The organism is Bremerella alba, from assembly GCF_013618625.1.
Classification (GTDB): Bacteria; Planctomycetota; Planctomycetia; order Pirellulales; family Pirellulaceae; genus Bremerella; species Bremerella alba.
In genome coordinates, this window is sequence record NZ_JABRWO010000010.1 from 262,848 (window position 1) to 288,017 (window position 25,170).

25 protein-coding genes are annotated in these 25,170 nt (G+C 55.2%); 11 read left to right on the forward strand and 14 right to left on the reverse strand.

What is annotated here, in order from left to right; genetic code table 11:
- Window positions 1-12: 12 nt before the first annotated feature.
- On the forward strand, window positions 13-1,080 hold the full coding sequence (locus HOV93_RS18315; protein ID WP_207397974.1) for a prenyltransferase/squalene oxidase repeat-containing protein: 1,068 nt from the start codon (window positions 13-15) through the stop codon (window positions 1,078-1,080).
- Window positions 1,080-2,288, forward strand: a complete 1,209-nt coding sequence (locus HOV93_RS18320; RefSeq protein WP_207397975.1) for an NPCBM/NEW2 domain-containing protein — start codon at window positions 1,080-1,082, stop codon at window positions 2,286-2,288. Before HOV93_RS18315 ends, HOV93_RS18320 begins: the two co-directional genes overlap by 1 nt.
- A gap of 46 nt (window positions 2,289-2,334) precedes the next feature.
- Here HOV93_RS18320 and HOV93_RS18325 read toward each other — a convergent pair whose 3' ends face one another.
- Window positions 2,335-3,543, reverse strand: a complete 1,209-nt coding sequence (locus HOV93_RS18325; protein ID WP_207397976.1) for a 2,3-bisphosphoglycerate-independent phosphoglycerate mutase — start codon at window positions 3,541-3,543, stop codon at window positions 2,335-2,337.
- Between the two features lie 249 nt (window positions 3,544-3,792).
- On the opposite strand from HOV93_RS18325, the gene HOV93_RS18330 reads away from it, so the two are divergent.
- Window positions 3,793-4,500 carry a metal-dependent hydrolase gene (locus tag HOV93_RS18330; protein WP_207397977.1) on the forward strand — a complete coding sequence of 236 codons (708 nt, stop codon included), beginning with the start codon at window positions 3,793-3,795 and terminating at the stop codon, window positions 4,498-4,500.
- A 238-nt stretch (window positions 4,501-4,738) separates the two neighbouring features.
- On the opposite strand, the gene lpxB is transcribed toward HOV93_RS18330, so the two are convergent.
- Both lpxB and HOV93_RS18340 read right to left on the reverse strand, forming a co-directional pair.
- On the reverse strand, window positions 4,739-5,959 hold the full coding sequence (gene lpxB / locus HOV93_RS18335; protein ID WP_207397978.1) for a lipid-A-disaccharide synthase: 1,221 nt from the start codon (window positions 5,957-5,959) through the stop codon (window positions 4,739-4,741).
- Window positions 5,960-5,976: 17 nt separating this feature from the next.
- Window positions 5,977-6,726 carry a hypothetical protein gene (locus tag HOV93_RS18340; protein WP_207397979.1) on the reverse strand — a complete coding sequence of 250 codons (750 nt, stop codon included), beginning with the start codon at window positions 6,724-6,726 and terminating at the stop codon, window positions 5,977-5,979.
- Between the two features lie 265 nt (window positions 6,727-6,991).
- On the opposite strand from HOV93_RS18340, the gene HOV93_RS18345 reads away from it, so the two are divergent.
- The 3 genes from HOV93_RS18345 (at window position 6,992) to HOV93_RS18355 (ending at window position 10,318) form a co-directional block, all read left to right on the forward strand.
- On the forward strand, window positions 6,992-7,486 hold the full coding sequence (locus tag HOV93_RS18345) for a DUF420 domain-containing protein (protein ID WP_207397980.1): 495 nt from the start codon (window positions 6,992-6,994) through the stop codon (window positions 7,484-7,486).
- A gap of 444 nt (window positions 7,487-7,930) precedes the next feature.
- Window positions 7,931-9,385, forward strand: a complete 1,455-nt coding sequence (locus HOV93_RS18350; RefSeq protein WP_207397981.1) for a sulfatase family protein — start codon at window positions 7,931-7,933, stop codon at window positions 9,383-9,385.
- A 6-nt stretch (window positions 9,386-9,391) separates the two neighbouring features.
- Window positions 9,392-10,318, forward strand: a complete 927-nt coding sequence (locus HOV93_RS18355; protein WP_207397982.1) for a lactate/malate dehydrogenase family protein — start codon at window positions 9,392-9,394, stop codon at window positions 10,316-10,318.
- Here the strand turns inward: HOV93_RS18355 and HOV93_RS18360 are convergent.
- Window positions 10,299-11,783 carry a DcaP family trimeric outer membrane transporter gene (locus HOV93_RS18360; RefSeq protein ID WP_207397983.1) on the reverse strand — a complete coding sequence of 495 codons (1,485 nt, stop codon included), beginning with the start codon at window positions 11,781-11,783 and terminating at the stop codon, window positions 10,299-10,301. The two genes, HOV93_RS18355 and HOV93_RS18360, sit on opposite strands and share 20 nt — an antisense overlap.
- 278 nt (window positions 11,784-12,061) lie before the next feature.
- Here HOV93_RS18360 and HOV93_RS18365 point away from each other — a divergent pair, with 278 nt between their 5' ends.
- Window positions 12,062-12,679: a heme-binding protein gene (locus tag HOV93_RS18365; RefSeq protein ID WP_207397984.1), complete on the forward strand. Its 618-nt coding sequence runs from the start codon at window positions 12,062-12,064 to the stop codon at window positions 12,677-12,679.
- Window positions 12,680-12,707: 28 nt separating this feature from the next.
- Here the strand turns inward: HOV93_RS18365 and HOV93_RS18370 are convergent, their stop codons facing one another.
- Window positions 12,708-13,145 (reverse strand): cupin domain-containing protein, encoded by a 438-nt coding sequence (locus HOV93_RS18370; RefSeq protein ID WP_207397985.1) that lies wholly within the window; start codon window positions 13,143-13,145, stop codon window positions 12,708-12,710.
- A 292-nt stretch (window positions 13,146-13,437) separates the two neighbouring features.
- Here HOV93_RS18370 and HOV93_RS18375 point away from each other — a divergent pair, with 292 nt between their 5' ends.
- Together HOV93_RS18375 and HOV93_RS18380 are read left to right on the forward strand one after the other, a co-directional pair.
- Complete coding sequence (locus HOV93_RS18375; protein WP_207397986.1) at window positions 13,438-13,800, forward strand: hypothetical protein; 363 nt, start codon at window positions 13,438-13,440, stop codon at window positions 13,798-13,800.
- A gap of 262 nt (window positions 13,801-14,062) precedes the next feature.
- A complete protein-coding gene (locus HOV93_RS18380; protein ID WP_207397987.1) occupies window positions 14,063-15,019 on the forward strand; it encodes a PIG-L deacetylase family protein in 957 nt (318 codons plus the stop codon).
- 13 nt (window positions 15,020-15,032) lie between these two features.
- Here HOV93_RS18380 and HOV93_RS18385 read toward each other — a convergent pair whose 3' ends face one another.
- The 3 genes from HOV93_RS18385 to HOV93_RS18395 all read right to left on the reverse strand — a co-directional run bounded on the left by HOV93_RS18385 (window position 15,033) and on the right by HOV93_RS18395 (window position 17,961).
- Window positions 15,033-16,460 (reverse strand): PepSY-associated TM helix domain-containing protein, encoded by a 1,428-nt coding sequence (locus tag HOV93_RS18385; protein WP_207397988.1) that lies wholly within the window; start codon window positions 16,458-16,460, stop codon window positions 15,033-15,035.
- 98 nt (window positions 16,461-16,558) lie between these two features.
- On the reverse strand, window positions 16,559-17,062 hold the full coding sequence (locus HOV93_RS18390) for a hypothetical protein (protein WP_207397989.1): 504 nt from the start codon (window positions 17,060-17,062) through the stop codon (window positions 16,559-16,561).
- Window positions 17,062-17,961, reverse strand: a complete 900-nt coding sequence (locus HOV93_RS18395; RefSeq protein WP_207398029.1) for a DUF1559 domain-containing protein — start codon at window positions 17,959-17,961, stop codon at window positions 17,062-17,064. Before HOV93_RS18395 ends, HOV93_RS18390 begins: the two co-directional genes overlap by 1 nt.
- Before the next feature lie 789 nt (window positions 17,962-18,750).
- Between HOV93_RS18395 and HOV93_RS18400 the strand changes: the two genes are divergently transcribed.
- Window positions 18,751-20,103, forward strand: coding sequence for a glucoamylase family protein (locus HOV93_RS18400; protein WP_207397990.1), 1,353 nt, complete (start codon window positions 18,751-18,753; stop codon window positions 20,101-20,103).
- A gap of 3 nt (window positions 20,104-20,106) precedes the next feature.
- Here the strand turns inward: HOV93_RS18400 and HOV93_RS18405 are convergent, their stop codons facing one another.
- From HOV93_RS18405 to HOV93_RS18415, 3 genes are all read right to left on the reverse strand, one after another.
- Window positions 20,107-20,829, reverse strand: a complete 723-nt coding sequence (locus HOV93_RS18405) for a DUF502 domain-containing protein (protein WP_207397991.1) — start codon at window positions 20,827-20,829, stop codon at window positions 20,107-20,109.
- Between the two features lie 307 nt (window positions 20,830-21,136).
- Complete coding sequence (locus HOV93_RS18410) at window positions 21,137-21,451, reverse strand: hypothetical protein (RefSeq protein ID WP_207397992.1); 315 nt, start codon at window positions 21,449-21,451, stop codon at window positions 21,137-21,139.
- Window positions 21,452-21,753: 302 nt separating this feature from the next.
- Window positions 21,754-22,032, reverse strand: coding sequence for a ferredoxin family protein (locus HOV93_RS18415; RefSeq protein ID WP_207397993.1), 279 nt, complete (start codon window positions 22,030-22,032; stop codon window positions 21,754-21,756).
- Between the two features lie 277 nt (window positions 22,033-22,309).
- On the opposite strand from HOV93_RS18415, the gene HOV93_RS18420 reads away from it, so the two are divergent.
- A complete protein-coding gene (locus HOV93_RS18420; protein WP_207397994.1) occupies window positions 22,310-22,687 on the forward strand; it encodes an RNA polymerase sigma factor in 378 nt (125 codons plus the stop codon).
- A 162-nt stretch (window positions 22,688-22,849) separates the two neighbouring features.
- On the opposite strand, the gene HOV93_RS18425 is transcribed toward HOV93_RS18420, so the two are convergent.
- The 3 genes from HOV93_RS18425 to HOV93_RS18435 all read right to left on the reverse strand — a co-directional run bounded on the left by HOV93_RS18425 (window position 22,850) and on the right by HOV93_RS18435 (window position 24,942).
- Window positions 22,850-24,043 carry a hypothetical protein gene (locus tag HOV93_RS18425; RefSeq protein ID WP_207397995.1) on the reverse strand — a complete coding sequence of 398 codons (1,194 nt, stop codon included), beginning with the start codon at window positions 24,041-24,043 and terminating at the stop codon, window positions 22,850-22,852.
- Window positions 24,044-24,067: 24 nt separating this feature from the next.
- Entirely contained in the window at window positions 24,068-24,568 is a 501-nt protein-coding gene (locus HOV93_RS18430; protein ID WP_207397996.1) for a hypothetical protein, read from the reverse strand.
- 131 nt (window positions 24,569-24,699) lie between these two features.
- Window positions 24,700-24,942, reverse strand: a complete 243-nt coding sequence (locus HOV93_RS18435; RefSeq protein WP_207397997.1) for a hypothetical protein — start codon at window positions 24,940-24,942, stop codon at window positions 24,700-24,702.
- Window positions 24,943-25,170: the final 228 nt, after the last annotated feature.

Below are 25,170 nucleotides of genomic sequence, written 5' to 3' on the forward strand. Positions count from 1 at the left end.
TAACCAAGTCGTATGAGCCAATATTCGCGCCGAACCCTATTGAAGTCTGCCTTGGTCGCCGCTGGAAGTTGCGGTGCCGGGTCGCTGTTATCCGCCCAAGAATGGCGTGGCACGTCTCGACGCACTTCGCGTGGATTGATCACCCGCGACGTTCAGTCGAGCATCGACCAAGGCCTGCAGTACCTGGTCCAGCGGCAAACGATGGACGGTACCCAACGCGGCGCTTTTGGAGCCGATGGCTACCGCGCCAATACGGCAGTCGTCGGCCTGGCTGGCCTCGCGTTTATGGCCGCTGGCAGTGCACCTAACCGTGGACCGTATGGTGCGAATATTTCAGCATGTCTCGACTACCTATTGGCCAACACGCAAAGCGGTGGGTTCGTCGCGTTGCCCAATGCTCGCACGCATGGTCCCATGTACGGGCACGGTTTCGCCACGTTGTTTCTGGCTGAAGTGTACGGGATGACCAACGCCGCCGAGCTTCGCGATACGGTTCGCGCGGCGGTGAAATTGATTGTCGACACGCAGAATGCCGATGGTGGCTGGCGGTATCAGCCGGTACGCAGCGAAGCCGATATCTCGGTGACGGTATGCCAGATGATGGCGTTACGTGCGGCCAGAAACGCAGGTATCTTTGTCCCTAATGAAACGGTTGATCGTTGCATCGATTACGTGACCCGCAGCCAGAACGCCGACGGTGGTTTCAGCTATATGCTCAGCGGAGGTCCCAGCGCGTTCCCGCGATCGGCCGCGGGGGTTGTCGCGCTATACAGTGCGGGGTTGTATGAAGGAGAAATCGTCGAGCGGGCGCTTAAGTACCTTGACGACAACCTGCCCCAGGAAAGTACTTTTCGCGGCAACAACCACTTTTTTTACGGCCAATATTACGCGGCCCAGGCATTTTGGCATGTCGGTACGCAGCGGTGGGATCGATACTACCGCATGATTCGTGAAGTCCTCACCGAACGACAGACGGCCCAAGGTTTCTGGACCGACTTCATCTGTCCCGAGTACGGCACCGCGATGGCTTGCATTGTGCTGCAACTTCCCAATAACTATCTCCCCATCTTCCAGAAGTGATGACTTTGCTTGCTCGTAGTTTCGTCTTCGCGTGGATCTCGCTCGCTTCGGCCATCTCCTATGGTCAGACGCGTCTCGATGGGCCGCTGGTGACTATCGGCAAGCCGGAAGCCAACGTCGCGATTACTGAGATACCCTCCATCGATAACTGGGTGACTAGCGACGGAGCGATCGATCCGGCCGACGTGGTCCGGTTTGGTAACCCTGAACTGATTCGTGGCGATGGCGTGGTCGTCTTTGAAGATGGTTCCCGCATCGTCGCCAAGGAACTTCGCACCGAAGGAATTCAGTTACACGCCTACAATCGTTTGTGGGATGAAATGAAGCTTCCGCTGCGATCGTTGCGAGGGATCTTGCTGCGCTCGTACTTGGATTCCGATAAGACACAAATCTCGCTCGATCGTATTCATGCTTACCAAGGAACACGCGATCGTTTGCTGCTGGCCAACGGCGACTACATCGACGGCACGTTTCGTCGCCTGACTCCCTTGGTCGTCGAGTTTCAGATCGGAGATAAATCGCTGAAACTGGACCGTAAGCGGATCGCCGAAATTCACTTCGCTCGCTCAGCCGGCAAGTTGCCAACACCAGGGCAGGGCGTCTGGGTGGGCCTGCGTGACGGTTCGATGGTGATTGCCACCCAACTTTCCCTGAGCGACGATGTTCTCCGGATTCGACTCAGCCCAGGGGTCGCCATGCGATCGTCGTCCCTGGAAAATGCGTTTGCCTACGTGGCTTACCTTCGCCCGGTGAGTAGTGACGTTCGCTACTTGAGCGATCTGGACGCGATCAGTTTTAAGAGCTTGGGATTCTTGAGTGCGAACTGGGACTACCGCAAAGACCGCAACGTCGAAGGGGGAACGCTTAAGTCCGATGGTTACGTCAGCGAGAAGGGACTCGGTTTGCACGCGACCTCTCGTTTGGCCTACAAGGTCGATCCACAAGCGACCCGGCTGCGAGCGAAGGTCGGTATCGACGACGACACCGATGGCGCTGGCAGTGTGATCTTCAAGGTCTTTGCCAGCGAGACCGGCAAGTCGTGGAAGACAATTTATGAAAGCCCAATCGTCCGCGGCGGTCATCCCTCGCTCGATGTCGATGTCTCGGTGCAAGGGATGAAAGGTCTCGCCCTGGTGGTTGAATATGCCGACGGAGCCGATGTGCTAGACCACGCGAACTGGATGGATGCCCGGTTCGAAATGAAATAGGGTCCGCCAAATGACGGACCCTATACTCTTGAATCATCGCTTCGGTTTAAGCACCGTACTTTTGCAGTCGACCGGCATTGGCCATCGCCAGGGTCATCAGGTATTGGGCTTCAAACAGACCCAATCCACCGCGACAGGCCGTCGCTTCGCCGAAGACCGTGTGACCGTCGGGACGGCAGCAGTTCGAGTGCAGCAAGGTCGGGACCGGGTGCCAACTGTGGCTGGCCAGAAACGACGGGGTGCTGTGGTCGCCGGTGACGATCAGCACGTCCGGGTTCAGGTCTAAGACCTTGGGGATCTGAGCGTCGAACTCTTCGGTTCGCTTCACCTTGGCATCGAAATCTCCATCTTCACCGCTCGAGTCGGTGTACTTGAAGTGGATGAAGAAGAAGTCGTAGTCGTCCCAGTGCTGCTTCAGGACTTCCAGTTCTTCGTCCAACGTCTGGGCTTCACCCAGGATGTCCATGCCGACCAGGCTCGCTAGTCCCTTGTACATCGGGTACACGGCGATGGCACCGGCCTTGAGTCCGTAGACTTCGTCGTACGAAGGAATCGACGGCTTGGCCGAGAAACCTCGCATGGTCAGGCAGTTGGCCTTCTTCTCGTCCTTAAGCATCTTCTTGGCTTCTGCAACGAACTGCTTGGCCAGGGCAGCCGTCTTGTTGCTCGCCTCGTCGGCACCGACAGGGTCTAGCGGAACCACGCCGGTTGCTTGGGGATCGGTATCAGCGACATTACCACCCAGGCCATCGCCACCACGGAAGATCACCACGAAGCGATGTTCCTTGACAGGCTTGACGATCACTTCGACACCGGGAATCTTGATCGCATTCAGGCTTTCGGCCAGCGGAGCGCTTTCTTCGGTCGGAATACGACCTGCACGGCGATCGGTAATCTTGCCGTCGGCGTCGATCGTGCAGAAGTTGCAGCGAACGGCGACGTCACCTTCTTGTAGCGGTAGACCGATACCAGTCGCTTCCAAGGCCCCACGACCAATCAGAAACTTCAACGGATCGTAACCGAACAGGCCCAAGTGACCAGGCCCGCTGCCAGGGCTGATGCCAGGCTTCACTGGGATGCTTCCTCCTTGTACGCTCTTGGCGGCTAGGGCATCCAGGTTGGGAGTCTTGGCGGCTTCCAGTTCAGTCTTACCGCCTGGTTCGTGCGGCAGCCCACCCAGGCCGTCGGCGACAAACATGACGATCTTGGTGTCGTTTTTGGTTTTTAGGCTGCGCACCAGGTCGATTTGGTCCATGGCGTTGCTCTCTTTGCGATCTTACAAGTGGATGGGTGGGTAATTTTGATTACGATTGCAGCGCTTAATTATCGGGTTTTTCACCTTGATCACAACCATGGCTAAGTGGCAGGGAAAACACCCTAAACCTTCATCTAGGCGGTACTTGGCAGCGATCGCCGACGTCCGCTATGGTGGTGAAAGTGAATTACTGAAGATGATCAACAGCGGGCTGCTGTTCGGTCCCATCCAATCCAGGGAGATACCTTCATGGCGCTCAAGCTCATTTGGCACGGACACGGCACTTGGTCGCTTCATACGGCCGACCACAAAATTTTGGTCGACCCGTTCTTCTCAGGCAATCCGGCCGCCGATGTTACTGCTGACGTGGTCGAAGCCGATACCATCTTGCTGACGCACGGCCACGGCGATCACGTTGGCGCGAAAGAAGACGGCACGTACGACATTGTCGATATCGCCAAGCGGACCAAGGCCAACGTTGTGACCATTTATGAAACGGCCAACTGGCTGACCGCCCAAGGTGTGGAAGACGTTACCGGCATGAACTTGGGCGGCACGGTGAACTTGCCGTTCGGATCGGCCAAGATGACGCTGGCCCTGCATAGTAACAGCCTGCCCGACGGTACCTATGGTGGGATGCCGACGGGCTTCGTTGTAGAAGCCGCCGGTCACAAGGTTTACTTCGCCGGTGACACGGCCTTGTTCAGCGATATGAAGTTGATCGGCGCGATGGTTCTAGACGCAATCGTGATTCCCATTGGCGATCTGTACACGATGGGTATTGAAGACTCGATTCGTGCGGTGAAACTACTTCAGCCCAAGCATGTCATTCCAGGGCACTACAATACATGGCCACCGATCGAACAAGATGCCGCTGCCTGGGCTACCAAGGTTCGCCACGAAACCAACGCGACGCCTCACGTACTTAAGCCAGGACAGACGTTGGAGATTCATTAGAGACGCTCGTCAGGCGGTTGGCCCAGAGATTTATCTCTGGGTCGGCATAGCCGACAAGCGGCTAATGAATGCGGTCTTAACGAAGTGGGACGATTCTATCTTAGTTTACGTCTATGCATGAGCCGCTTGTGACCTGCGGCCACCCAGAGATAAATCTCTGGGCCAACCGTGGACGTGCATCGGAATTCAATGGGACGGCTCAGACTTCTCAGCCTCGTCGGGGCTTGAGAGATGGCGTTTATGCCGCTTTAACACTTGGCCCGGCGATCTTTCTTTGGGCTAGGTGCGAAAGGATGTATTCTGCGCCGTGGCTCGATGCACCTTGGCCGACGACACGTTGTTTGAGCGTCCGTAGTTGCTCGACCGTCTTTCGGGTTGTACTCGGTTCTTTCACCCAGGCCGCTATTCGCTTTGCCATGTCGTCGCTGCGATTGGTGTAGGCGAGATATTCGGGGAAGACCACTTCTTCTGCCCCTGGCGCGTCGGGGTCGTACGTGTAGTAACCGTGGTCGTAGAACAAGTCGTTCCGCGCGAGTAGATTCACCAGTGTGATGTACTTCACCTTACGGAAGTGACTTTGCACCCAGTGGGCAAACGGGCTGATCTTGTAGTGCACCACCGAAGGTTTTTCGTGATACAGCAGTTCCAGCGAAACCGATCCACTGCAAGCCAAACAGCAAGTCGCACTGTGGATCAGCTCAGGCGTCAGGTCGACGTGGACTTCGGCTTCGACGCCGGATGCCAGGACGTGCTCGAACGCCAGGGCTGCGTGCTTATCGCTGAATGCGGCAATCGCAAAGCGAACGTCAGGGACTTCCGCTTTGATCTTCTTCGCGGTCTCTAAAAAGACCGGCAGGTTCGAGCTGACCTCTTGACTACGCGAGCCTGGCAACAGCGTTACCAAGGGAGAAGCGTTTTCGTTTTGCTGGCGGACGAAGTCGATATCGAGAACCTGGTTTTCCAGCTCATCGAAGTAGGGATGTCCGACGTAGGTCGCGTTGCAGTCACGCTCACGATACCACTGCTCCTCAAAGGGAAGCTTGCATAACGCGTGATCGACTAGGCGGCGCATCTTGCCGACACGCCACTCGGCCCAGGCCCATAGTTGGGGCGTACCATAGTAGAAAACCGGAATGCCATGCGCTTTCGCGCGGCCGGCGATCCACCAATTGAAACCAGGGTAGTCGATCAAAACGACTGCGTCTGGCTTGTGTTCGCGAAAGTATCGATTGGCCCGCAACATGAGGCCAATGAATTTGTGCAGGTTTAGCAGCGCGCGCAGAAACCACATGATGGCCCAACGCGTCAGGTCTTCGTGAAGTTGGCAGCCGGCTTCGGCCATCTTGGGCCCGCCATAGCCAACGCATTGTATGTCTGGTCGGCGCGACTTGAGGGCACGAATTAAATTCGCACCATGCAGGTCGCCGCTCGGTTCGCCGACGCTGAAAAATATCTCCATCGGTTCCGTCAACCTTTTTAGCCCGCCTTGCGTCGTGATTCGTCTTCGAAGAACGCGACACGCAGATTCGGATGAATATCTGCAGGTCCGTTTGCTTCACTGAAATCGACTTGGGTCCATCGCTGCTGTAGCCAGCGGTGCCCGGCCCAGTCTTTCCAGGACCAACAATCGGGAAGTGGTGAGGATTCCGTCGGCTGGCCACCGATCGTATGAGACGGACAAACAGCGACCCGGTACCCTTGCATGCCAACCAGTAAGGGTAAGCCGCGGCTAAGCCCTTGAATCTGTGGCAAGCGGACCAAGGCTTCACGGCGTGCTCCCCACACCAACCGAGAAACGTCCCATCGTGTGTTACCTCCAATGTGCCTTGCTAGCCAACCGGGAATGATTCCCGGGCTGGGCGCATGGCGATTGCTTGCCGAAACAAGCACTAAATCCTGCTGAATCAACTGCTGCAACAATCCGTGAAGCATGCCACACGGAATGCCGGTCTCAGCCGGTAAATGGACGATCAGTTCTCCTTCAGCTACCTGAGTTCCGCAAAACAGGGCTGAAGAATAAGTCCGCGGCCGATGGATCTCTACGTGCCGAATGCCCTCCCGTTGGTCAAAAACCTTCGGGGTGTCCTGGCAGTCGGCCGAAAGAGATAGCAGAATCACTTCACTGGTAAGGTCCATGGCGCGCAAAATGTCCGTCATCGTTTCCACCTGCTGACGGATCGATTCGTTCCAATCGGCGTAAGGAATGAACAGAGACAACTCGCGCATACAAGGGCTCACAAGGAAGCGAATCCAGGGAATTTATCGGGCGAGAGTATGTCAAAACGATCCAATCACCGACAGGCCAGTTTCAAGAGAGAAACCGCAAGTGCTAGCAGTAGCTCCTTGAATTGCCGTAAGTCCTCAAGAAACACCCACTTCAAGCGGGCTGGGAAAGATTTCTTTCGGTGATATCATCGAGACGTGTCGATAGTAAAAAGGAGCGAGCACCTTTATTGAAGATCCATTTGCCAGCTCGCCATGGGGCTCATTGATGAACACTGTATCGCTGATTGCTCAGAACGCCGGCTTCCTGCCTACCCGCGGCTCGATCATGATCGACTTCGTCTTCGTGGCGATGTTCGGTATTATTCTAGTGCTGGGAATAAGCATCTATCTGGTGCGCTATCGTCGTCTATATCAGCTGCATAAATGGATCCAAATCATCACCGGCGTGGTGTTGCTCGTTGCAGTAACGGCCTTCGAGATCGATGTCCGCTTCTTCACCGACTGGGAAGCACTCGCCGAACCATCCAGCTTCGGCTCGGCGACCGTCCACGGCCTGCTTTACTTTCACCTGCTGTTCGCCATCCCGACCCCCTTGTTATGGATCTTCGTCATCTGGCATGGCTTAGCGAAGTTCCCCAACCCGGCCCAACCAAGCCCCTACAGCCAAACGCATATCTTCTGGGCACGCCTGGCCGCCATGGGCATGCTGCTAACGGCGGTTACCGGGTGGGTGTTCTATTACGCGGCGTTTGTGGCTTAGGCATGAACTGCTGCTAGGGGCTGGTCGCGAAGTAGATCCACATCAAGGCACTGATGATGACTGCGCCAATGACCATTTAGAAAATGGCAATGATCAGTGCTTCGGCGAAAGTCGTAGCAAGAAATTTCGACAACATGATCGCCATCAAGACCGTATTGGCGGCTAGGGTGAAAACAACCAACATGCAATAAGAAGACGTTGCCTACGGGCAGTCGGATTTCGGGCGGCATGGCGGAACCCTGGACGTAGGGGCGATAAAGGGGTAAGCGGCCCATTTTAAAAGCGTGAAATGGACCAGGAAATGATAAGGTAAATTTCCTGTCCTACATTTGTAGGAAATTAAGATACCGCTTTGATCTCGTTGATGATTCGCTTGCTCGCTGCAAGGCACTTACAATAAGGCTCTCTCTTCCATCGAGCGTAATTCTAAATCGAGAGCCCTTCATGAAGACTGCACTTCTGACCGTCCTCTTTACGTTACTGACCAGCAATCTCTTCGCCGCGGATCGTCCCAATATCTTGCTCTTCACCGCCGACGATTTGCACGCCGGTTCGCTCGGCGTGTACGGCGGTAAGCCGGGCGGCCTCACTCCGAATCTCGATGCCTTCGCGGCCGAGAGCTTGCAGTTCAACAAGGCGCATGTGAACGTCGCCATCTGTGCCCCGTGCCGAGCGATCATCGCCACCGGTCGGTATAGCCATCGCTCTGGTGCGATGGGCTTCATGCCGGCACGCGAAGACGTACCCGATATCGTCAACACGCTTCAGGCTGCCGGCTATCAGGCTGGGATCCTTGGCAAGGTGCCTCATTCGACACCGAAGAAGTCGATGAAGTGGGACTACAGCTTCGATCAAAGCAGCCTGGGAAATGGCCGCAATCCGCAGCGTTACTACGAACGTACCAAGACCTTCTTGAAACAATGCCAAGACGCCGGCAAGCCGTTCTATTTGATGGTCAACTCGCACGATCCGCATCGTCCTTATTGCAATCCGGCGAAGCTCACCAAAGGGGCCGCAATGCCCTCGAAGGTCTACACCGCCGAAGACGTCGAAGTGCCAGGCTTCTTGCCTGACTTGCCAGGCGTTCGCGCGGAACTGGCGACCTACATGAACTCGACCCGGCGGCTCGACGATACGTTCGGCAAAGTTATGCAGGCCTTGATTGAATCAGGCGATGTCGACAACACGCTGGTATTGTTCATCACCGATAACGGCATCGCCGTTCCCTTTGCCAAGTGCAATGCCTGGTTCCATAGTACGCGTAGCCCGCTGCTGGTGCGCTGGCCCGGTCACATCCAGCCAGGCACCGTCGACAATCAGCACTTTGTGTCGGTGGTCGACTTCTTTCCGACCTTCATCGAGGCGGCCGATGTCGTAGGGCCAGAGGGGCTCGACGGGCGTTCTTTTCTGCCACTGCTTAAAGAGGGAAAGCAAAAAGGACGCGAATATGTCTTTACACAAATCGACTCGAAAGCAGGCGGAGCCGCCGTGCCGATGCGATGCGTGCAGAACGCGAATTACGGCTACATCTACAATCCATTTAGCGACGGCGAGTACTGGTATCGCAACAACAATGAAGGCCAGACGATGGCCGCCATGAACCGCGCCGCTAAGAACGACCCAGCGATTCAGGCCCGCGTCGACCTCTTTCGCTATCGCGCGCCGGAAGAGTTTTATGATTTGAAGAAAGACCCCAACTGTTTGCATAACCTGATCGACAATTCCGACTACGCCGATAAGATCAAAGAACTTCAAGAGCAACTGGTTGCTCACATGAAAGCGACCGAAGACCCGATGCTGGCCGCGTTCGCCAGTCGTGATGATCGTACGAAGGTGGATGAAGTGCTGACTGCGACGTACGGCAACTGGAAAGCAAAAGGAAAGAATAGAAAAAAGTAGGATTCGATGAAAATCACTATCGTCGGCACCGGTCGTGTCGGAGCGGCCATCGCATTTGCCGCAACGATCAATCCCATGGCCAGCGAACTGCTGCTGCTTAATCGCTCGCGTGACACGGCCGAGGGAGAGGCGATCGATCTTTCGCATGCCACGGCCACGCAAAATAGCAGCATGCAGATTCGAGCCGGGGACGTTTCCGATTCGACCAACTCCGACGTGATCATCTTCACCGCGTCGGTTCCCTACGGCGACCCCAATCGCAAGCGGTCAGAGCTGGCCAGCGATAACCTGGCGATTCTTAAGCAGTGGATTCCACCCCTGGCCGAGGCCAGCCCCAATGCGATCATCATCATGGTCAGTAACCCGGTCGATGCGATGACCTACGCGGCGCTCAAGCTCTCCGGCTTTCCGCCGCATCGCGTCTTAGGGACCGGAACGCTGTTGGATAGCGTGCGTTACCGCGCGATGCTTTCGACCGAACTGGAAATTCACTCCGACGACATCAGGGCCTATATCCTGGGTGAACATGGAGATACGCAATTCGCGGCGCACTCGTTGTCGATGACCGGAGGCGAACGCTTCTACGCCAGCGATATGTCGCGCCGGTTGTTCGAGAAGACCGTGAAGATTGGCTACGAAGTCTCGCGACTCAAAGGGCATACCAGCTATGGTATCGCGTTGGGGACGATGATGATTCTAGACAGTATCGTCTACGACCTTCGTCACACGATGCCGGTAAGCGTGCTGATCGAAGATAGCTTTGGCGTGAACGATGTCTGCTTGAGCCTGCCGGCGGTCATTGGTCGGCAAGGGGTAACGCGTGTTCTAACGCCGCCCCTATCTGAAGACGAGCAGGCCGCGCTGCGGCGTAGCGCCGATGCGGTCGGCAAGTGCATCCGCAGCATGGGCACGATTACGGAAGATCAAAGATAAACGACGTCTGCACGCGATTGGCGGCCCCGACGTCGCCGTCGATGTTTTCGCGTATACCGTACAAATATTCGGTACCGACCCGAAAGCGATCGGTTGGTTGCCAGATCAAGTTGATGGCCAGATAAGTCGTTTGATGGACGTCGTCGGCCGCTTGCCCTGGGAGGTTATCCAGGGTGTTTTCAGCATACGTGAAGTTGGAACTCCAGCGATCATTCCAATCGTGAGTGACCCCCACCATCCAGCCGAGCATGCCCAGTAGGTCGCTGCTAGTCGCAGAAACTGGGGCCGCGTCGGGAAGTCCACGGTAACTGCCGATACCTTCACCGAAGACAATCTGAGAGTAAGCTTTCGTACGGGGCTGCACGAGCATGACCCCGGTGAAGTTGAAGCCCCAGGCATAGCGAGTCAGCACCTCTTGCCCATCAGGTTGAAAGCCGCCGATACGATGCAGCGAGGCGACCTGGAATTGCCCCCATTCTTTGTCCAGTCGCAGGTGCCCGATAAAGTCTGGGGAAGGGGATCGCGACTCGCCGGTAACTCCGATCGGAGCTTCGACAATGAATCGTGTATCTTCGACGGCTACCGCCATTTTGACATCTTCCCAGAAGAACGGTGTCGTCAACCGGGCCTGAGCCTGGCGGCGATTTACCGCAGACACCGACCCTTCAAAGTCGAGTGTCGCCGGAGCTGCCGAAACATCAGTGAACGTGGTGAACGTTCGCCCGACTAGCAAGTGGCCAGACTCTCCGTAAGCGTGACGTAGGCGAAACTGATCGTCGTCGCTGAAAAAGTCACCTTCCACATAAATGCGGACGGGGTTGTCATTTATGGCCAGCCAGCGCGTGTCAAAACTCATGCGAGTCTGTCGGGCATGAAATCTGGAGTTCGTTCGCGGCGGGGCTCCGACCGGGATCGAGGTGGTCACGAACGAGTCAGTCGAGTCGATCGGATTGAAGTCGTAGATGAAGTCGGCTTTCACGTACCCGCCGATTTTCATGGCGACATTGTCACCGTATAGGATGAGCCCCTCATCGAAGGAAGGCGCCGAGTAAAAGTCGAAACCAATGTTGAGCCGGCTCGACTCACTCATGAATGATTGGCCGGTGAAGTTTTGCAGGATAGGATCTACCGTCTCCGGCAGCGGCGATGCCGTCGAATTAGGCAATATCATCGGAGGGTCCGGAGGCGTCAGTGCAGCTGGCTGCAAGTTGGCTGCGACCGGCGTAACTACCGGCTGAAAGTGCGAGGCCAGTCTGACTCCCCTGGACTGCGACCGCGCAGCAAGAGGGGAAGGGGAGGGCTGACCGAAGTTCGCGGTGACGTTGGGATAGGCCTCGTCCGCATCGCGAAACCAGTCGTCGCCATTGGTAGCGGAACCTAATAATCCGAGTAGCAATAACACTAGGGTGAAACCTAAGCGACAGGCTCGGCTAAGGGAATCAAGCGTGTTTCGGTTGCCAGTCATTCAATAGGGAGTCCATGCCACAGCCGCGATTGCCGTTCCTGGCGGTAGCGGTACATTCAATGCCAGCACCGTGGTAAATATGGGTGGAGAAACGTTATCAAGGGTATCGCTACCGAGTAGTGGGAATCTTTAACGTCTTTAACGATTAGGATGATTCAGCGTCACATTGCGCATCAAAGGTGAGCAGGAGTAGGCCTGCTAGCGATCTGCAGTTATTGATAGCTACCGATTGCGGTTGTCATTAGGATGCTTTACGCAACTTTCCCCTAGGTGCCCAGATGCTGACACGATACCTCGTTACCTTGATAGCCGTTGCCGCGATAATAACCGTAGCCCGCACGTCCGCAGGCGAAGGTCCGCAGACGCCTGCCGAGCTAGATGCTCCTTTACCGGAGGGCTGGCCCGATCCAACAAGTCCTGGCGAAATCGCCGTAAAAAAGTATCCCGCGTACCGCAGTGCCGTCGCGAAAAGTGGCATGAAGATGGATCGGGCCGACGGCGTGCTCTTTTGGCAGTTGTTCGCCCACATTCAAGCCAACGAGATTGCCATGACGGCACCGGTAGTCAACACCTACACCAAGTCAGACGATCGCCCTCAAGTGGAAATGGAATTCCTGTATCGCACCACTCAACAAGGTCAGGCCGGAAGCGGTCTCGGACAGGTCAATGTTAACGATCATCCGCAACAAACCTTCGTCACCCTGGCCGTGCAAGGAAAGATGAACGCTCAGGTGTACCAGGATTCACTCACACAATTAGAAGGCTGGTTACAGAAAAACCCCGAATGGAGGCCGAGTGGAGATCCTCGCCGCTTGGGGTATCATGGTCCGATGACACCAGCAACGAAACGACTATGGGAGGTGCAAATCCCTGTCGAAGCGGCTAAGCAAGATTAAGTCATTATTGTGCGTGGTGGTGCGCGTGTTAGTCGAGTTCACGCGTAACCTTTTCGCCCTGAACGCCGGCGTAGAAGACGATGATCTCGGCATCGTCCTTGCCGTTGTTCGCTCCCCAGTGCGGTTTCTCGACCACCTCGATTAGCGAGTCCCCGGCCTTGAGTCGTTTGGTCTGACCGTTCTCCATGTGCACGTCGAGTTCTCCTCGTAGCAGAACCCCGGCATTAATCACCGTGTGCAAGTGCAGCGGCGTTTTCTCGCCGGCCGGGATGACAATCCGCAGTATCGTGATCTCGGGCTGTCCTTTCGGATAAGCTGGTAGCGGCTTGCCATCCCATGCATCGATCGATTTGGCGAGAACGGTGACCTTAAGCGGGCCGACTGGATCGTGAGCCCACACGATACCTAGCCCGCCGATTGCCATCAGCCCCAACGCGAACAGTAAGAATCTTGTGTATCGAACCATGAGAACCCTTTGGCCTAGGCGATGCTAATTGTTGCGACCGTAAGTAGTCACCTTAGTAGCTTAGCACGATCCACCGTTCTGGTTGGTAAGCGGTCATTTTCTTCCGATCTCGTAGCGGCGGCGTTGAATCGAATTCTTATATCAAAGCGTGGGATCTGGGCTTAAGTTGTTTAACTACAGCGTCTTGGGGCAATCATGACTCCCGCGATGGACGCCAGCGGAATGGGAGAACGGGCATGTCTTTTGCAATGTGATTCGAGCATTCATGATCTCAAACATAAAGGCTCGCTAGATGAACCCGTTTCAGTTGATGGCTCTTTTAAACGTTTCGCTTGGTGCTGGTCGAATTGCGCTAGGATTTATCATGCTCACCGGGGGCGGTGTTTATGCCGGGCAACTGATCGACAATCCCTTAACTTATGTAGCCAGTGGAATGATCTCCATCTTGTTTGGCATCGGCAATTGGCTGCGATGGCAGATCGCAACAATAGGCTCGATGCTGATGATTGCCCTTTCGATATACGACAGTCAATTTGGTGCATCTAATCAGGACTGGCGTTTTTGGGTGCTAAGCGTCTACGCCGCGGTAACAACGACGTTAGTACTTTGGTCCTACCTCGATACGGCCAAGGAAGTCAAAGCTCAGAATGCCTAAAACCAACGATCGACGCTTCGACCCCGTTCAATGAGAAACCCCGTCCACTCGGTTCACCTTGGACAAAATTAGCCCGACGTAACGTGGTGAAGCGAATACGAGGCCCCATTATCCCACTCAACGATATCACGATCTATTTTAGGCGAAAAATGCGGATAAATTACCTGCGAGCCGATCAAGCAGGGATCGACTTCGGCTTTTGCGCTGAATTATGCTAGGGGAAACTCGTTTGCCAAGTCTTTCCTTCTCAAGTGAGTCTCTCATGTCTTTTTCGCTGCGAAATCTCCTTGTTATCTCGATTGCATTGCTCGTTATAAGTGGTGGCGGTACGGCTGCTGCTTGGGGCCAATCCTCTGCTTCGGGTGAACCAACTTCAGAGAAGAAACTCCGCATCATTTGTTTTGGCGCCCATCCGGACGATGCCGAGTACAAAAGTGGTGGCACGGCCATCAAGTGGGCCAAGCAAGGGCACCAAGTGAAGTTGGTCTCGGTCACCAACGGAGATATCGGTCATTGGCAGATGTCTGGAGGTGAACTAGCTCAGCGCCGCGCGGCCGAGTCGGCGGAGGTGGCTAAACGAATGGGAGTCGTTTCCCAAGTGCTCGACATCCATGACGGCGAACTGCTGCCCACGCTGGAGAATCGCCGCAAGATCACACGTCTCATCCGTGATTGGAATGCAGATATCGTCATCAGCCATCGACCGTGGGATTACCACCCCGATCACCGCAACGTGGGCATTCTTGTGCAAGATGCGGCGTTCATGGTCTTAGTGCCGTATTTCTGTCCTGATACACCGCCACTGAAGCAGAACCCGGTCTTTCTCTATTCAAGCGACCGCTTCCAGAAGCCGTATCCCTTCCGTCCTGATGTTGCGATCGCGCTCGACGATGTATTCGAGGAAAAGGTTGACGCATTGATGGCTTTGGAATCGCAGATCTTTGAAGGGGGTGCGCTGGGCAGTCCCGAATATGTCGCCGAGGTCCCGCCTGCATCCAAGCCGGAATTGCGTCGGCAGTTCGTCCACGATCGCTGGACAAAGCGTCAAGGATCGGAAGCCAAGCAGCACCGCGGACTTTTGCAGCAATGGTACGGAGAAGAACTCGGCAACAAAATACAATTCGCCGAGACCTTCGAGGTGTGCGAATACGGTCGTCAGCCAACGCCGGAAGAGCTTCGCGAGTTATTCCCGTTCTTTCCCCAGGCGTTAAGCAATTGATGTGTAGCGTGCGCTACGCAACGCGAGGCGAACGCCAGCTTTGTATTCTCGACAAGGCGAAATCGAAGAGGACGATTACCAGTACCGAGAGCCCAAACGTTGGTAGCGTAAAGCATAGCACTAGGATGGTGATCCAAACCCAGCGCGAGACGCCGCCGGGGGTTGGCGTGGCTGGAAAGCCCGTTTTTCCTTTGGGGCGTCGCTTCCACCACATCCAGATGCCAGTGAACGGCATGGCGACGAGGAGGACACAAGCCACGAGCCAGAAGATCTTTGTGGTCATCCCCAGTACGCTACCGACATGCAGTGGGTAGGCCCAGGTGTGCCACCAGTAGCGGTCGTTATTCCACAGATCTTCGACGTCCATGACCATGCCGGTGTCGCGATGAAGCTTGAGCCCGGTCGAGTCCATCGCCCCATAGGTTCCGCGAGCATAGTCGTTAATCGCGGAAACATCATAGTGATCGTCCGACTTGGTAGGAAGGGTCAGGGTGACGTCCCGATCGGGGTAAAGCTCGCGCGCCTTGGTCATGGCGGCTTGCAGTTCGAGCTTCGGGGCGACGTAAGCCTCTTTTGCACCTTTCGACTTCGAACCGCCCTTGCCGGGCTCCTCCTTCTCGACGACTTCGCTGCCAATAAGAGGGTTGGTAACCTGGTAGAACGATTCTCCCCAGACAACCGTGTAGAACAATCCCGTCACGATAATGAGCAGGCAGATCGGTGTCAGGTAGATGCCTGGCACCGTGTGGAGATCGCGGAGGATGGTGTAAAACTTGCCCGACAGTCGCGGGATCCAAACACCTTTGATCTTTTCCTTTTTACGGGGCCACCAAAGGTAGATCCCGCTGAGGACCAAGATGATTGTCCAGGTTGTCGTAAGCTCGACGACAATGCGTCCGGTGGTTCCGGCCAAAAGTCGTCGATGAATGTTCAACACGGTGCGGAAAAATGCGCCGACCTGGTCAGGTCCCTTTTCGACTTGCTGTACATGGGCAGTGTATGGATCGACATACACGGAAGTCCCTCGGCCACGGCGTCCTTTCTTTTCCTCCTCACCTTCCTGCTTCTTAGGCGTCACGCTGACGACTGCCGTACGCGACGGGTCGGCATGCAGGGTAATGCGGGTCGACTTGCCGCCGGGGATGGCCTGTTCCGCGCTGGCCAGCATTGCGGTGTATGGGGCTGTCTCACCGACAGAGTCCACGAACAACCGGTCATGATGGACGAAGTCGCCGGTTTCCGCTGCGAAAATAAAGATCCCTCCAGTGATCGAAACCACCATTAGAATCGGCGAGACAATCATGCCAGCATAGAAATGCCAACGCCACATCACGCGGTACAGCGAAGTGGGCGTCGGCTGTTTCTTAGGCGAACTCGAATTGGATGGCACCTTTTCTACGGCACGCACATCCGCTGCTGACTCAACCATGTCTAGGGACATCGGTACTCTCCAATTCGACAGGACTGCAGACGGTCCTGTTTGCTCACTTGGCAGGGGAAAGAATTCAGTTCGCGATCAACAAATCACAGCAAACGCGTTTAGCCAGCATCATCAAACGGAGTCGGCTTACGCGATCTGCGTTTCGGAGCGGATGACACCTTAGCACCAGTGACCTCGATAGGCGGCAACTGAGAAGTCTCTTCGTCGATCGTGAATGTCCACTCGGACTTGGCTAGGCTGCTGTACGCACCTCGCAGTTGATCCGGCGAACCCATGACCGATGGGTTCTCTTGCCAAACGAAGGTTACTTTGTACTCGCCTAGCGGAGCGCCGTCGTCTTTCTCATACGTTCGCAAGCGATAGACGCCGGCCTCATCCGTGACACCCCACGGCTTGGACTTGCGGATGTCGAACGATTCGCCAGTCGGATACAGGGTAACCACAGCGCCCTTGGCCGCTTCACCATTGATCGTGAGCGTTCCTTGAACTGGCTGCACGTCCGACTGCCACTCGGGCCGACCGGTGCAGCCCACCACACAGGGAACCAGGCCGCATAGAAACAATGTGAAAGACGGTACATGCGTGAGAGATACGCTACACATTAGTATTCTCCCAGGATTTCGCCGCCATTGATGGAAGTGAACGCCGTTACATTTTCGAGTGACACGGTTTCAGGAACAAAACGGACCGAGGCGTCTGCCATGCCCATTTGAATTCCGCCTGGGTGGAAGGAGTAAGGGGCACCGAACCAGTTGCTGACGTTAAGCACTCGGTTTCCAGTCCAGTAGACCGTCGTCATGTCATCGCCGGCGGCATTCATTTCTACTTCGCAGGGGAACATCCAGCCGGCGTTTTGGCGCGATGTCCAAGGGTCTTTACTGACACCGTAGTCGTGATTGTAACCGCTACGTCCAGGATTGCGTTTCCCGGCAACCCACCAGTCGGCGCGGCCTACAGATTCGTAGGTCATGCACGTGTTGCTGGTACCGTCGGTAATATCTCGCATTTTGTAAGGACCTGAGGACTGAAACAAAGACTCGGTAAATTCCCAGTTTGTTGCACTTCGCACGACAGAATAGTCCGTTGTCTCAAACCCGTTATCACTCAAAATGTTGCCTGCCGATGGGTTCGAAGGACAGACAAACGCGTCTGGCATTTCCGTGGCCAGGTCGAGATTGGTTCCCTCATCCCATTCGAGGTCGTAGTCGTATTGCTCTTGCAGATTGCCATGTTCCATCATGGCTAAAATGCCCACGGCCCAGTTTGCCGAGTTCGATTGTCGAGCAATCGGAAAGCTAAGAAAGGTGTCGTGGTAATTGTGCATCGCCAGGCCAATCTGCTTGATATTGTTGGTGCACTGAATCCGCCGGGCAGCTTCGCGGGCCTGTTGCACCGCTGGCAACAACAATGCAATCAATACGCCAATAATGGCGATCACAACCAACAATTCGACCAGCGTAAACGCACGGCGAGACGACACGGCAAAGCACTGCAAACGCATTTCATTTTCCTAGTGGATGAAACAGTGGTGATAGAATCCCAGGCTCGTAACGAACTGTGGATGTGAGCCAAACGCAAACGATCGATTTCGTTTTGGGGAAACGCCGTGTAAGCAATGGGCTGTGGCAGGCAGAGAAGAAATCTTGAGGATCTCTCTCTGAGCCCATGGGCGGCGTTATAGCACCTACATTCAGAAATCAACGTCTACCGCATTCTCGTGGACTTGTGATCCAGAGACTCGGTATCAGTAATGTGGCAATGTACTTGGTACGAAGTGGGTTGTAAATGAGCAGAACGAGAACTTTACGGTGAGAAAACCTTAGTAAATGGCCAGTACCAAAATGGCCGTATTGTGATGGGAATCACGTTGTTAGCGTCGATGGTCAGCCAAAACACAATGAAAAAAAATGATGAAGAGGGAGCCCCTCGAAAGTCGCCATCTATAGGGGGGGAAGGCATTGTTTCTAGGCTTATTTGGGGAAATCGAAACGCCCCTAGCCGTTGGCAAGCCAGCTCAAGCCGCCATGAGTAAAAGATAAAGTTCGATAAACTTGGTTATTATGCCTGCACATGCCTCTGAAGGGCCGTATTGCGGTATGTCGTACCTTAAATATGTGTTTATGTGGCCTCGTTATCCTTTAAAAGTCGACTGCTTATGTATATGATTCAGCGGTCGCTTAGGCACAGCACTCTGACTTCCTCGGAAATCTAGGGTCAACCGGGGCGAATTTTTGGGGCAAGAATCTTCCAAGCCTTCCTTTTTGATCCTTCCACATACGAGGAGGTTGCTATGAAACGGCGAACTTTCCTCGCGGCTGGCCTTTCGCTTCCCTTGGCTTTAAGCGGAGTGCTGCCGCGCAGGGCACATTCCGAAGTGCTTCCTGATTCGTCAGTCCTCGATCTGCGAGGGGAAGCGTTTGTTCGCGATATGCAGCGACGCTGTTACCGCTATTTCTTGGAAGCGGTCGACCTGAAGACGCAACTGGTTGCCGACCGCGCCGCAACCGACGCAAGCAACTACAGTCTGCACGGCAGTAGTGCTGCATGTGGTTTTGGCCTGGCATCGCACGCAATCGCGGCCCAGTACGAGTGGGCACCTCGCGAAGAGATCCAGCAGCGCGTGCGGACCATGTTGCATTCGCTTAACGACCTCGTCGCTCATGAAAAAGGTTTCGTTTATCACTTCTTCGATATCAAGACAGGCCAGCGAATGCTTCGCTCGGAAGCGTCGTCGGTCGATACGGCCTTGATGCTCGCCGGGGCGATGTCCGCTTCGGTCGCTTTCCAGGACGATTCCGAAATTGGTGCGCTCGCCGAGCAACTTTACAACCGAGTCGAGTGGACTTGGCTACTGGGCGAGAACGGTTGTTTGCACATGGGATACTTGCCAGAGATTGGTATCTTGCCGCACCAGTGGGATCAGTTCAGCGAGCATTTGATTCTCACGTTGCTGGCCATCGGTGCGCCGTCGAACCCGATTCCTCCCTCAAGCTGGGATGCTTGGCGACGCGAGCCGGTGCTGAAATTTCAGGGTCAAGAGTTTCTCAGTTATCCGCCGCTGTTCGTTCATCAGTACCCTATGGCATTCTTCGATTTCCAGAATTACCGCGCACCTAATGGTCGTAGTTTCTGGGAGAACGCGAAGATCGCGCATCACGCCCAGATCAACTTCTTAACGAAGCTTGGCGCGAAGTATCCACAGCGGATGGGACACTACGGCCCAGATTTATGGGGCATCACCAGCAGCGACAGCGAGTTTGGCTACCGCGATTGGGGCGGACCCTACAAGGACGGTCGCGTCGAGCCGGATCGAGAAATTGACGGGACAATCGTCCCTAGCGCCGCCGCCGGCGCTTTGGCCGTGTTGCCACACGAAGCGTTGCACACGCTCGAGTTCCAAAAGGATCGTTTCGGCGAGAAGATCTACGGTCACTACGGTTTCGTCAATGCTTTCAATCCGGCCAACGACTGGGTCAACCCGGACGTGATCGGGATCGACACCGGTATCTCGCTCATGATGGCCGAGAACATGCTAACCGGCAGGCTATGGAACCTCTTCATGCAGCACCCCGCCGCCCAGCGTGGGCTGAAGCTGGCCGGCTTCACACAGACAGGCTCGACGGTGCTTACGAGCAGGCCTTAGCCGCTATTCTTTATGATCGACCGCCGGCTCGCCGCTGGTTGTCTTGTTCTGGTTGATGCCTTCTTCTGGCTCGAAGGGGATATTCTTGGGTATGGTCAGGCCGCCTGAGAGGAGCAGCTTCCACACGTCTTTGGTCGGCCAATCGGTGTAGACGATCTTGTCTTCCGGCACCACAAGCGTATAGCCTGACGGCGGGAACAAAACCAGCGGCACATACACGGCCACCAATGTGCGACCGTTGGGCTGCTCGCTTTTGGTCATCAGGTATCCGGCCATTCGTGTCTCGCTTTGGGGAAAGGGAACGAGCACCACCGTGTCGACATTCGCCAGGCCAGGGGGGCCGGTCAGCGCCTTGGCCGTGTCGCTTATCGCCGAATAAAGGGTGCTCACGCCAGGCACTTTGCCGAAAGCCCAGTCCACAAAGTTGCGCACACGCGTCCGAAACAGTAGCCCCATAAAAAAGAGAAACACCAGGCCAACCACGACCGAGAGCAAAGGGCCCCAATAGAAAATAAACAGATCCTCGAACCCTTTCGGCAACAGCAGCTTTGCCAAAGGAGTAACGACGTAATCGTTCATCAAGCTAAAGATATAGTGAACGATGGCAAGCATCACAGCAAACGGCAGAACCAACACGATCCCGCCAAAGATCGTACGCATGATCCAACCCAAAACGCTGCTGCCGGACTCTTCCGGCTGAGGCGACGGCTGATTCGTATTCGACAAGGGACACTCCACGGGTAGAGAGTTGGAAAAGACCGTGTTCTAAACGCCGCAAAAGACATGCCGCCGCGAAGCTCACCATCATGCATCGAGTGCGCGCCCGCTCTTCGATACCACCTCACAGAGAGGAATTTCTTAACCACGGATATCGAATTCGCGGTGGGTTTTCTTTTTCTCTGTGCTTAAGCCTGTGTTGTGCGTAAAGAGCAGAGGTTACCTCCCAGCCAATATCGCCGGCTGCTCGCGTCTTGCGCACGATCTACCACAGGTGGTAGCTTCTTACGAGACAGCATCAGGCTGCTTGGCCTGGTTAGTTGTCGCTGAACGAGATTAACGCGGCCTGATTTTCGCGACCGACCGGAACTCGCATGTATTGCGGGTAGCAGTCGCGGCAGAGCCGAAAATCTTGGGGCATCTGGTCTTCGTGGAGCGTGGGGTCTTCGATGGGATAAACCTGTTCGAGAGTATCCGCGAGTACCGAAAGATTGTCTCGGTCGGTATCGTCGTAATCCGTTTCCTCGAAGTGAGGTTCAATCTCCAGGAATGCCGTGAGGCGAATCACAAAGCACGGATCACAGCTCTTGTCAAAAACTTGCTGGCAGCACTGGCAAGTAAATTGACTCATCAGAAAGGTCCTTCCGTTTTTCATTAGACAAGGCCGCGTGGGACACGGCAAGTAAGCAGTTTTTCATCCTAACCTTGTTAAACAATCCGAAGCAATACGAGTCTTTCGAATAAACGGTAAGACGTAAGTTACCGCGAGAATATGTGTGAATCGACTTGACTTCATCGCTTGAAGCGGCTCCTGATCAGCCAGATGATCGTGCATGGTGGTCGCGTTAGGCTAAGAGGTGGCGCACGAAAAAAGCCACAACGTTTGATTGTGGCTTCCTTCTTATTCCATCCGGCAAGTGGCCTGATGCGCGACTATTGGTCGGCCAGCGGCGCTTTCTTTTCGGTGATCACTTCGCACTGCGGAGCCATCTCGGCATTCAGTTCGGTGAACCCTTGCCATTCTTCGGGCACGTTGTCTTCGTGGAAGATTGCTTCCACGGGACACTCCGGCACGCACGCTTCGCAGTCGATACACTCTTCGGGATGAATGTAGAGGATCTTATCCCCTTCGTAGAAACATTCGACGGGGCAAACAACGACGCAATCCGTGTACTTGCAGTTAAAGCACGGTTCGCAGACTACGTGAGTCATCCTAGGTATCTCCTGACCACAAAAGCGGTGTTCAAAACGAAGTAATCAAATCGGGGCACACACGATTGATCTTGCCCCAGATCGCAAGTCGCGTCTATGTAAGGTATTCAGCGGCGACCTACTCCTCGTTTTTTATTCCTGTCTCAATAAGGTGTCAAGGCAGCCAAGCCCCTTTTGGCCCTTTATCCGAAGTGAAAACCTGTATTGAGCTTAAGTCTCAAGTTAATTACTTTCTTTCAGTCTCAATTCGCACCGTTTTTACGTCCAGAGTGTGTCCATGAAAGCCAGTTCCGCCGATCTTCAATTGCTGGAAGACCTCTTAGCTTCCCCTACCGCGAACTGGCGGCGTTTTGTTGATCGTTATGCCAGTACCGTCATTCAGGTGGTCCAGCATGCCCGACAAAACCAGAAATGGACCCTCACTCAGAAGGATGCCGACGCGGTCGTGGTCGCCACTTTCGAGCGTTTGTCGGAAAACAACCTCGAGATTTTGCATCGCTTCGACGGTAACGGCAGTTTCACGACATTTCTAACCGTAGCGGCCCGGCGAATTGTGATCCAAGAGCTTCAAGATCGAGGTGCCGAGCAGCGGATTCAAACCGCCTTGAAAGACGCCTCGGCAGAACGCCTGCAGATCCCAGGCACGGCGTCGTAACGCCATCGACTGGCTAACCCCTCTTTCGCCCCGTTGGGACTTCGGAGATTCGAGATAGAGACCCTCTATCTAGTCCCGGCCTGATGCATTAGCCGCTTGTGGCCTGCGGCCACTCAGAGATGAATCTCTGAGCCACCCGGGGTGTTAGGCGGCACCGCTTTGCTAATGTAGACCGCGGATTGGCGGGGACTGGTAGTCTTGCTGCGTGGCCGTTTCGTAGACAGGACGAACCGCGTTGACGGGCCCCGATGGCGTATTGCTTCCTAGCGGATATCCACCACCAGTCGGGTACTGAGGGCTCGACTGCGGGTAGCCTGTCGGTGCCTGCTGGATTGGAGCCTGCTGGACAGGGGCATATTGGCTGCCGGGTAGTGGTTGCCCTGATGGCAACATCTGACCGTTGTTTGGATACGGCTGACCCGTGGGCATGGGCTGTCCACCCGGCACCGGTTGACCGCTGGGCAGGGGTTGGCCGCTGGAGTAAACCGGGCCGCCTGGCATGGGCTGCCCGGCATTGCCTACCAGGTTGATCTCCGGCACATCAGGCCTGCGCGGACGCGTAAATGTTCCGGTTCCTTCGGTCAGTTGATTGATGCGATATCCGATGACCGAGATCGAGAAGTCCATGCCTGACTTCGGCAAGCGAATATCGACCTTGTACGGCAACGACACGCCATAGCTTGGATCGAAGCGAAAATTCGAGGCCAACGCCGAAGCAATCGGCTGCCCCGCGCCGTCGTACATATGCTGTTCGAGTACATAGCCATACTGTTTGTCGATGACCGTCACCTTGGTGATTTGCCCGGCCGAAGAGTTTAACGTCGTACGGATTTCGTAGTTGCCAGACGCCGTTGGGAATGGCCCCTGGTGGAAGTTGTTAGGATCGAAGCGTGCCAGCCCCATGGCCTGGGCTACCCAACTGGGTTCGACCGGAAGCATGGTCTTGGCCATCGAGCGATTGAATTCGTCGTGCCGGGCATACATCATGCCAGGCGAGTTGAACCCGCGGCCCCACACCCAAAACTCTTCTTCATTGCTACCCAGGTCCAGCAGTTGACCGGTTAACGCCGTTTCGCCAATCAAGCGAAACTTCATCGGCGGCATCATGTAAATTTGAGCCCGGATCGAAGGAAAGCCCTTCATACCCACCGACGCGCCGGTCGATTCCAGCGACTGGACGCGCTGCGTGTTCATGTTCACTTGGGCCATCAGCTGCTCCATCGTCGGCGGAGCATTGAAGACGACCGGGGCCTGGTACATCGGGTCGACCGGCTGAGTAAACTGCGGGCACCCGGCACCGCATGCAAAACCAACCAGCAAGATCGCAACGATCCCCTGCAGCTTGAATTGTGTCACTGGCGCATCCTTGCGTTGGTTTGGTTATTGGGAAGCTGGCTCGTCGCCCGTTTGTAGCAGCGAGGTCAGTTCGTTTTGAATCTCGGCAATTCGCTGGGCGGTCGGTTCGACGACAGGAATCTTGTAGTTTCCTTCTCGCTTCAGTCCGACCAGCACCAGGCGTTCGATGCCGTCGTCACCCTTTTCGGCATCTTCCATCCGCACAATCTTCCGCCGCACCATCAACAGCGCCACGACGTAGGCCGCGTCTTGCTGCTGCGGATCTTGCAGGAGCCGCTCGAAGTAATCGAGCATGATGTCGTGCGGGGCCCAGCTGATCTTGGTCGACTGCGGATCAGGCACCGTTGCCTGCCACCAGCAGATGGCGTTTTCAGGCGGACCTTCCCAGGCCTCTTTGCTGAAATCTTGTCGGATCACCTCGGACCCTTCCGGGACGAGGACCGAAAAGTACTCGTCGCCGGCGCGCAGTTCGCGCTCGGTGGCGTGGCACTTTTTCGCGCAGCGTTGAATGTCGAAGTCGATCATGGCAGCCATCCTCTAAAACGTGGGGGCGGCAGATCGTACGGAAATTGAAGCCACGACTCAAGATGGACGCGGCAGGGGGTGCTATCACTGCACGATAGCACCCACGTTAGGCACTGTGCCAGGCAAGCTACCTAATAAGCGGTAAAGAACCGGTTGCCGCTGCCACCTTGGCCGATGCGAATGCGAATCTGCTTGGCACACTTCGGGCAGTTGCCGATGTAGTGCGTGCCGTCTTTGTTTTGATAGATCCGCGAATAGATACTGCAGCAATCAAACTTCACCCCCAGAAAAGGACGAGATTTGCGCCCTTGCTCGGCGTTCTGCCTGGGTTGCCCCGATTCTGGTTCGTTGGTGACGTCCAAGCGGTCTGTCATGGCTTGGTAACCTTCTCTCTATCTTCTCGCCTATCAGTTAATAGCCTGGCTGCATTACCTATCGGTCGAATGGCCGATAGGTTTTGCCCAAATTGCCGTTAAGGTCCGAGGAAATCCCGGTTTACGAAAAAACGCCCGGTTGACCGAACCTACCAACGGAAGTAGAGTCATTCATAGCAAAACAACTACGAAGCGAGCAAGATTTAAACATGAATCAAAACCTCCTAC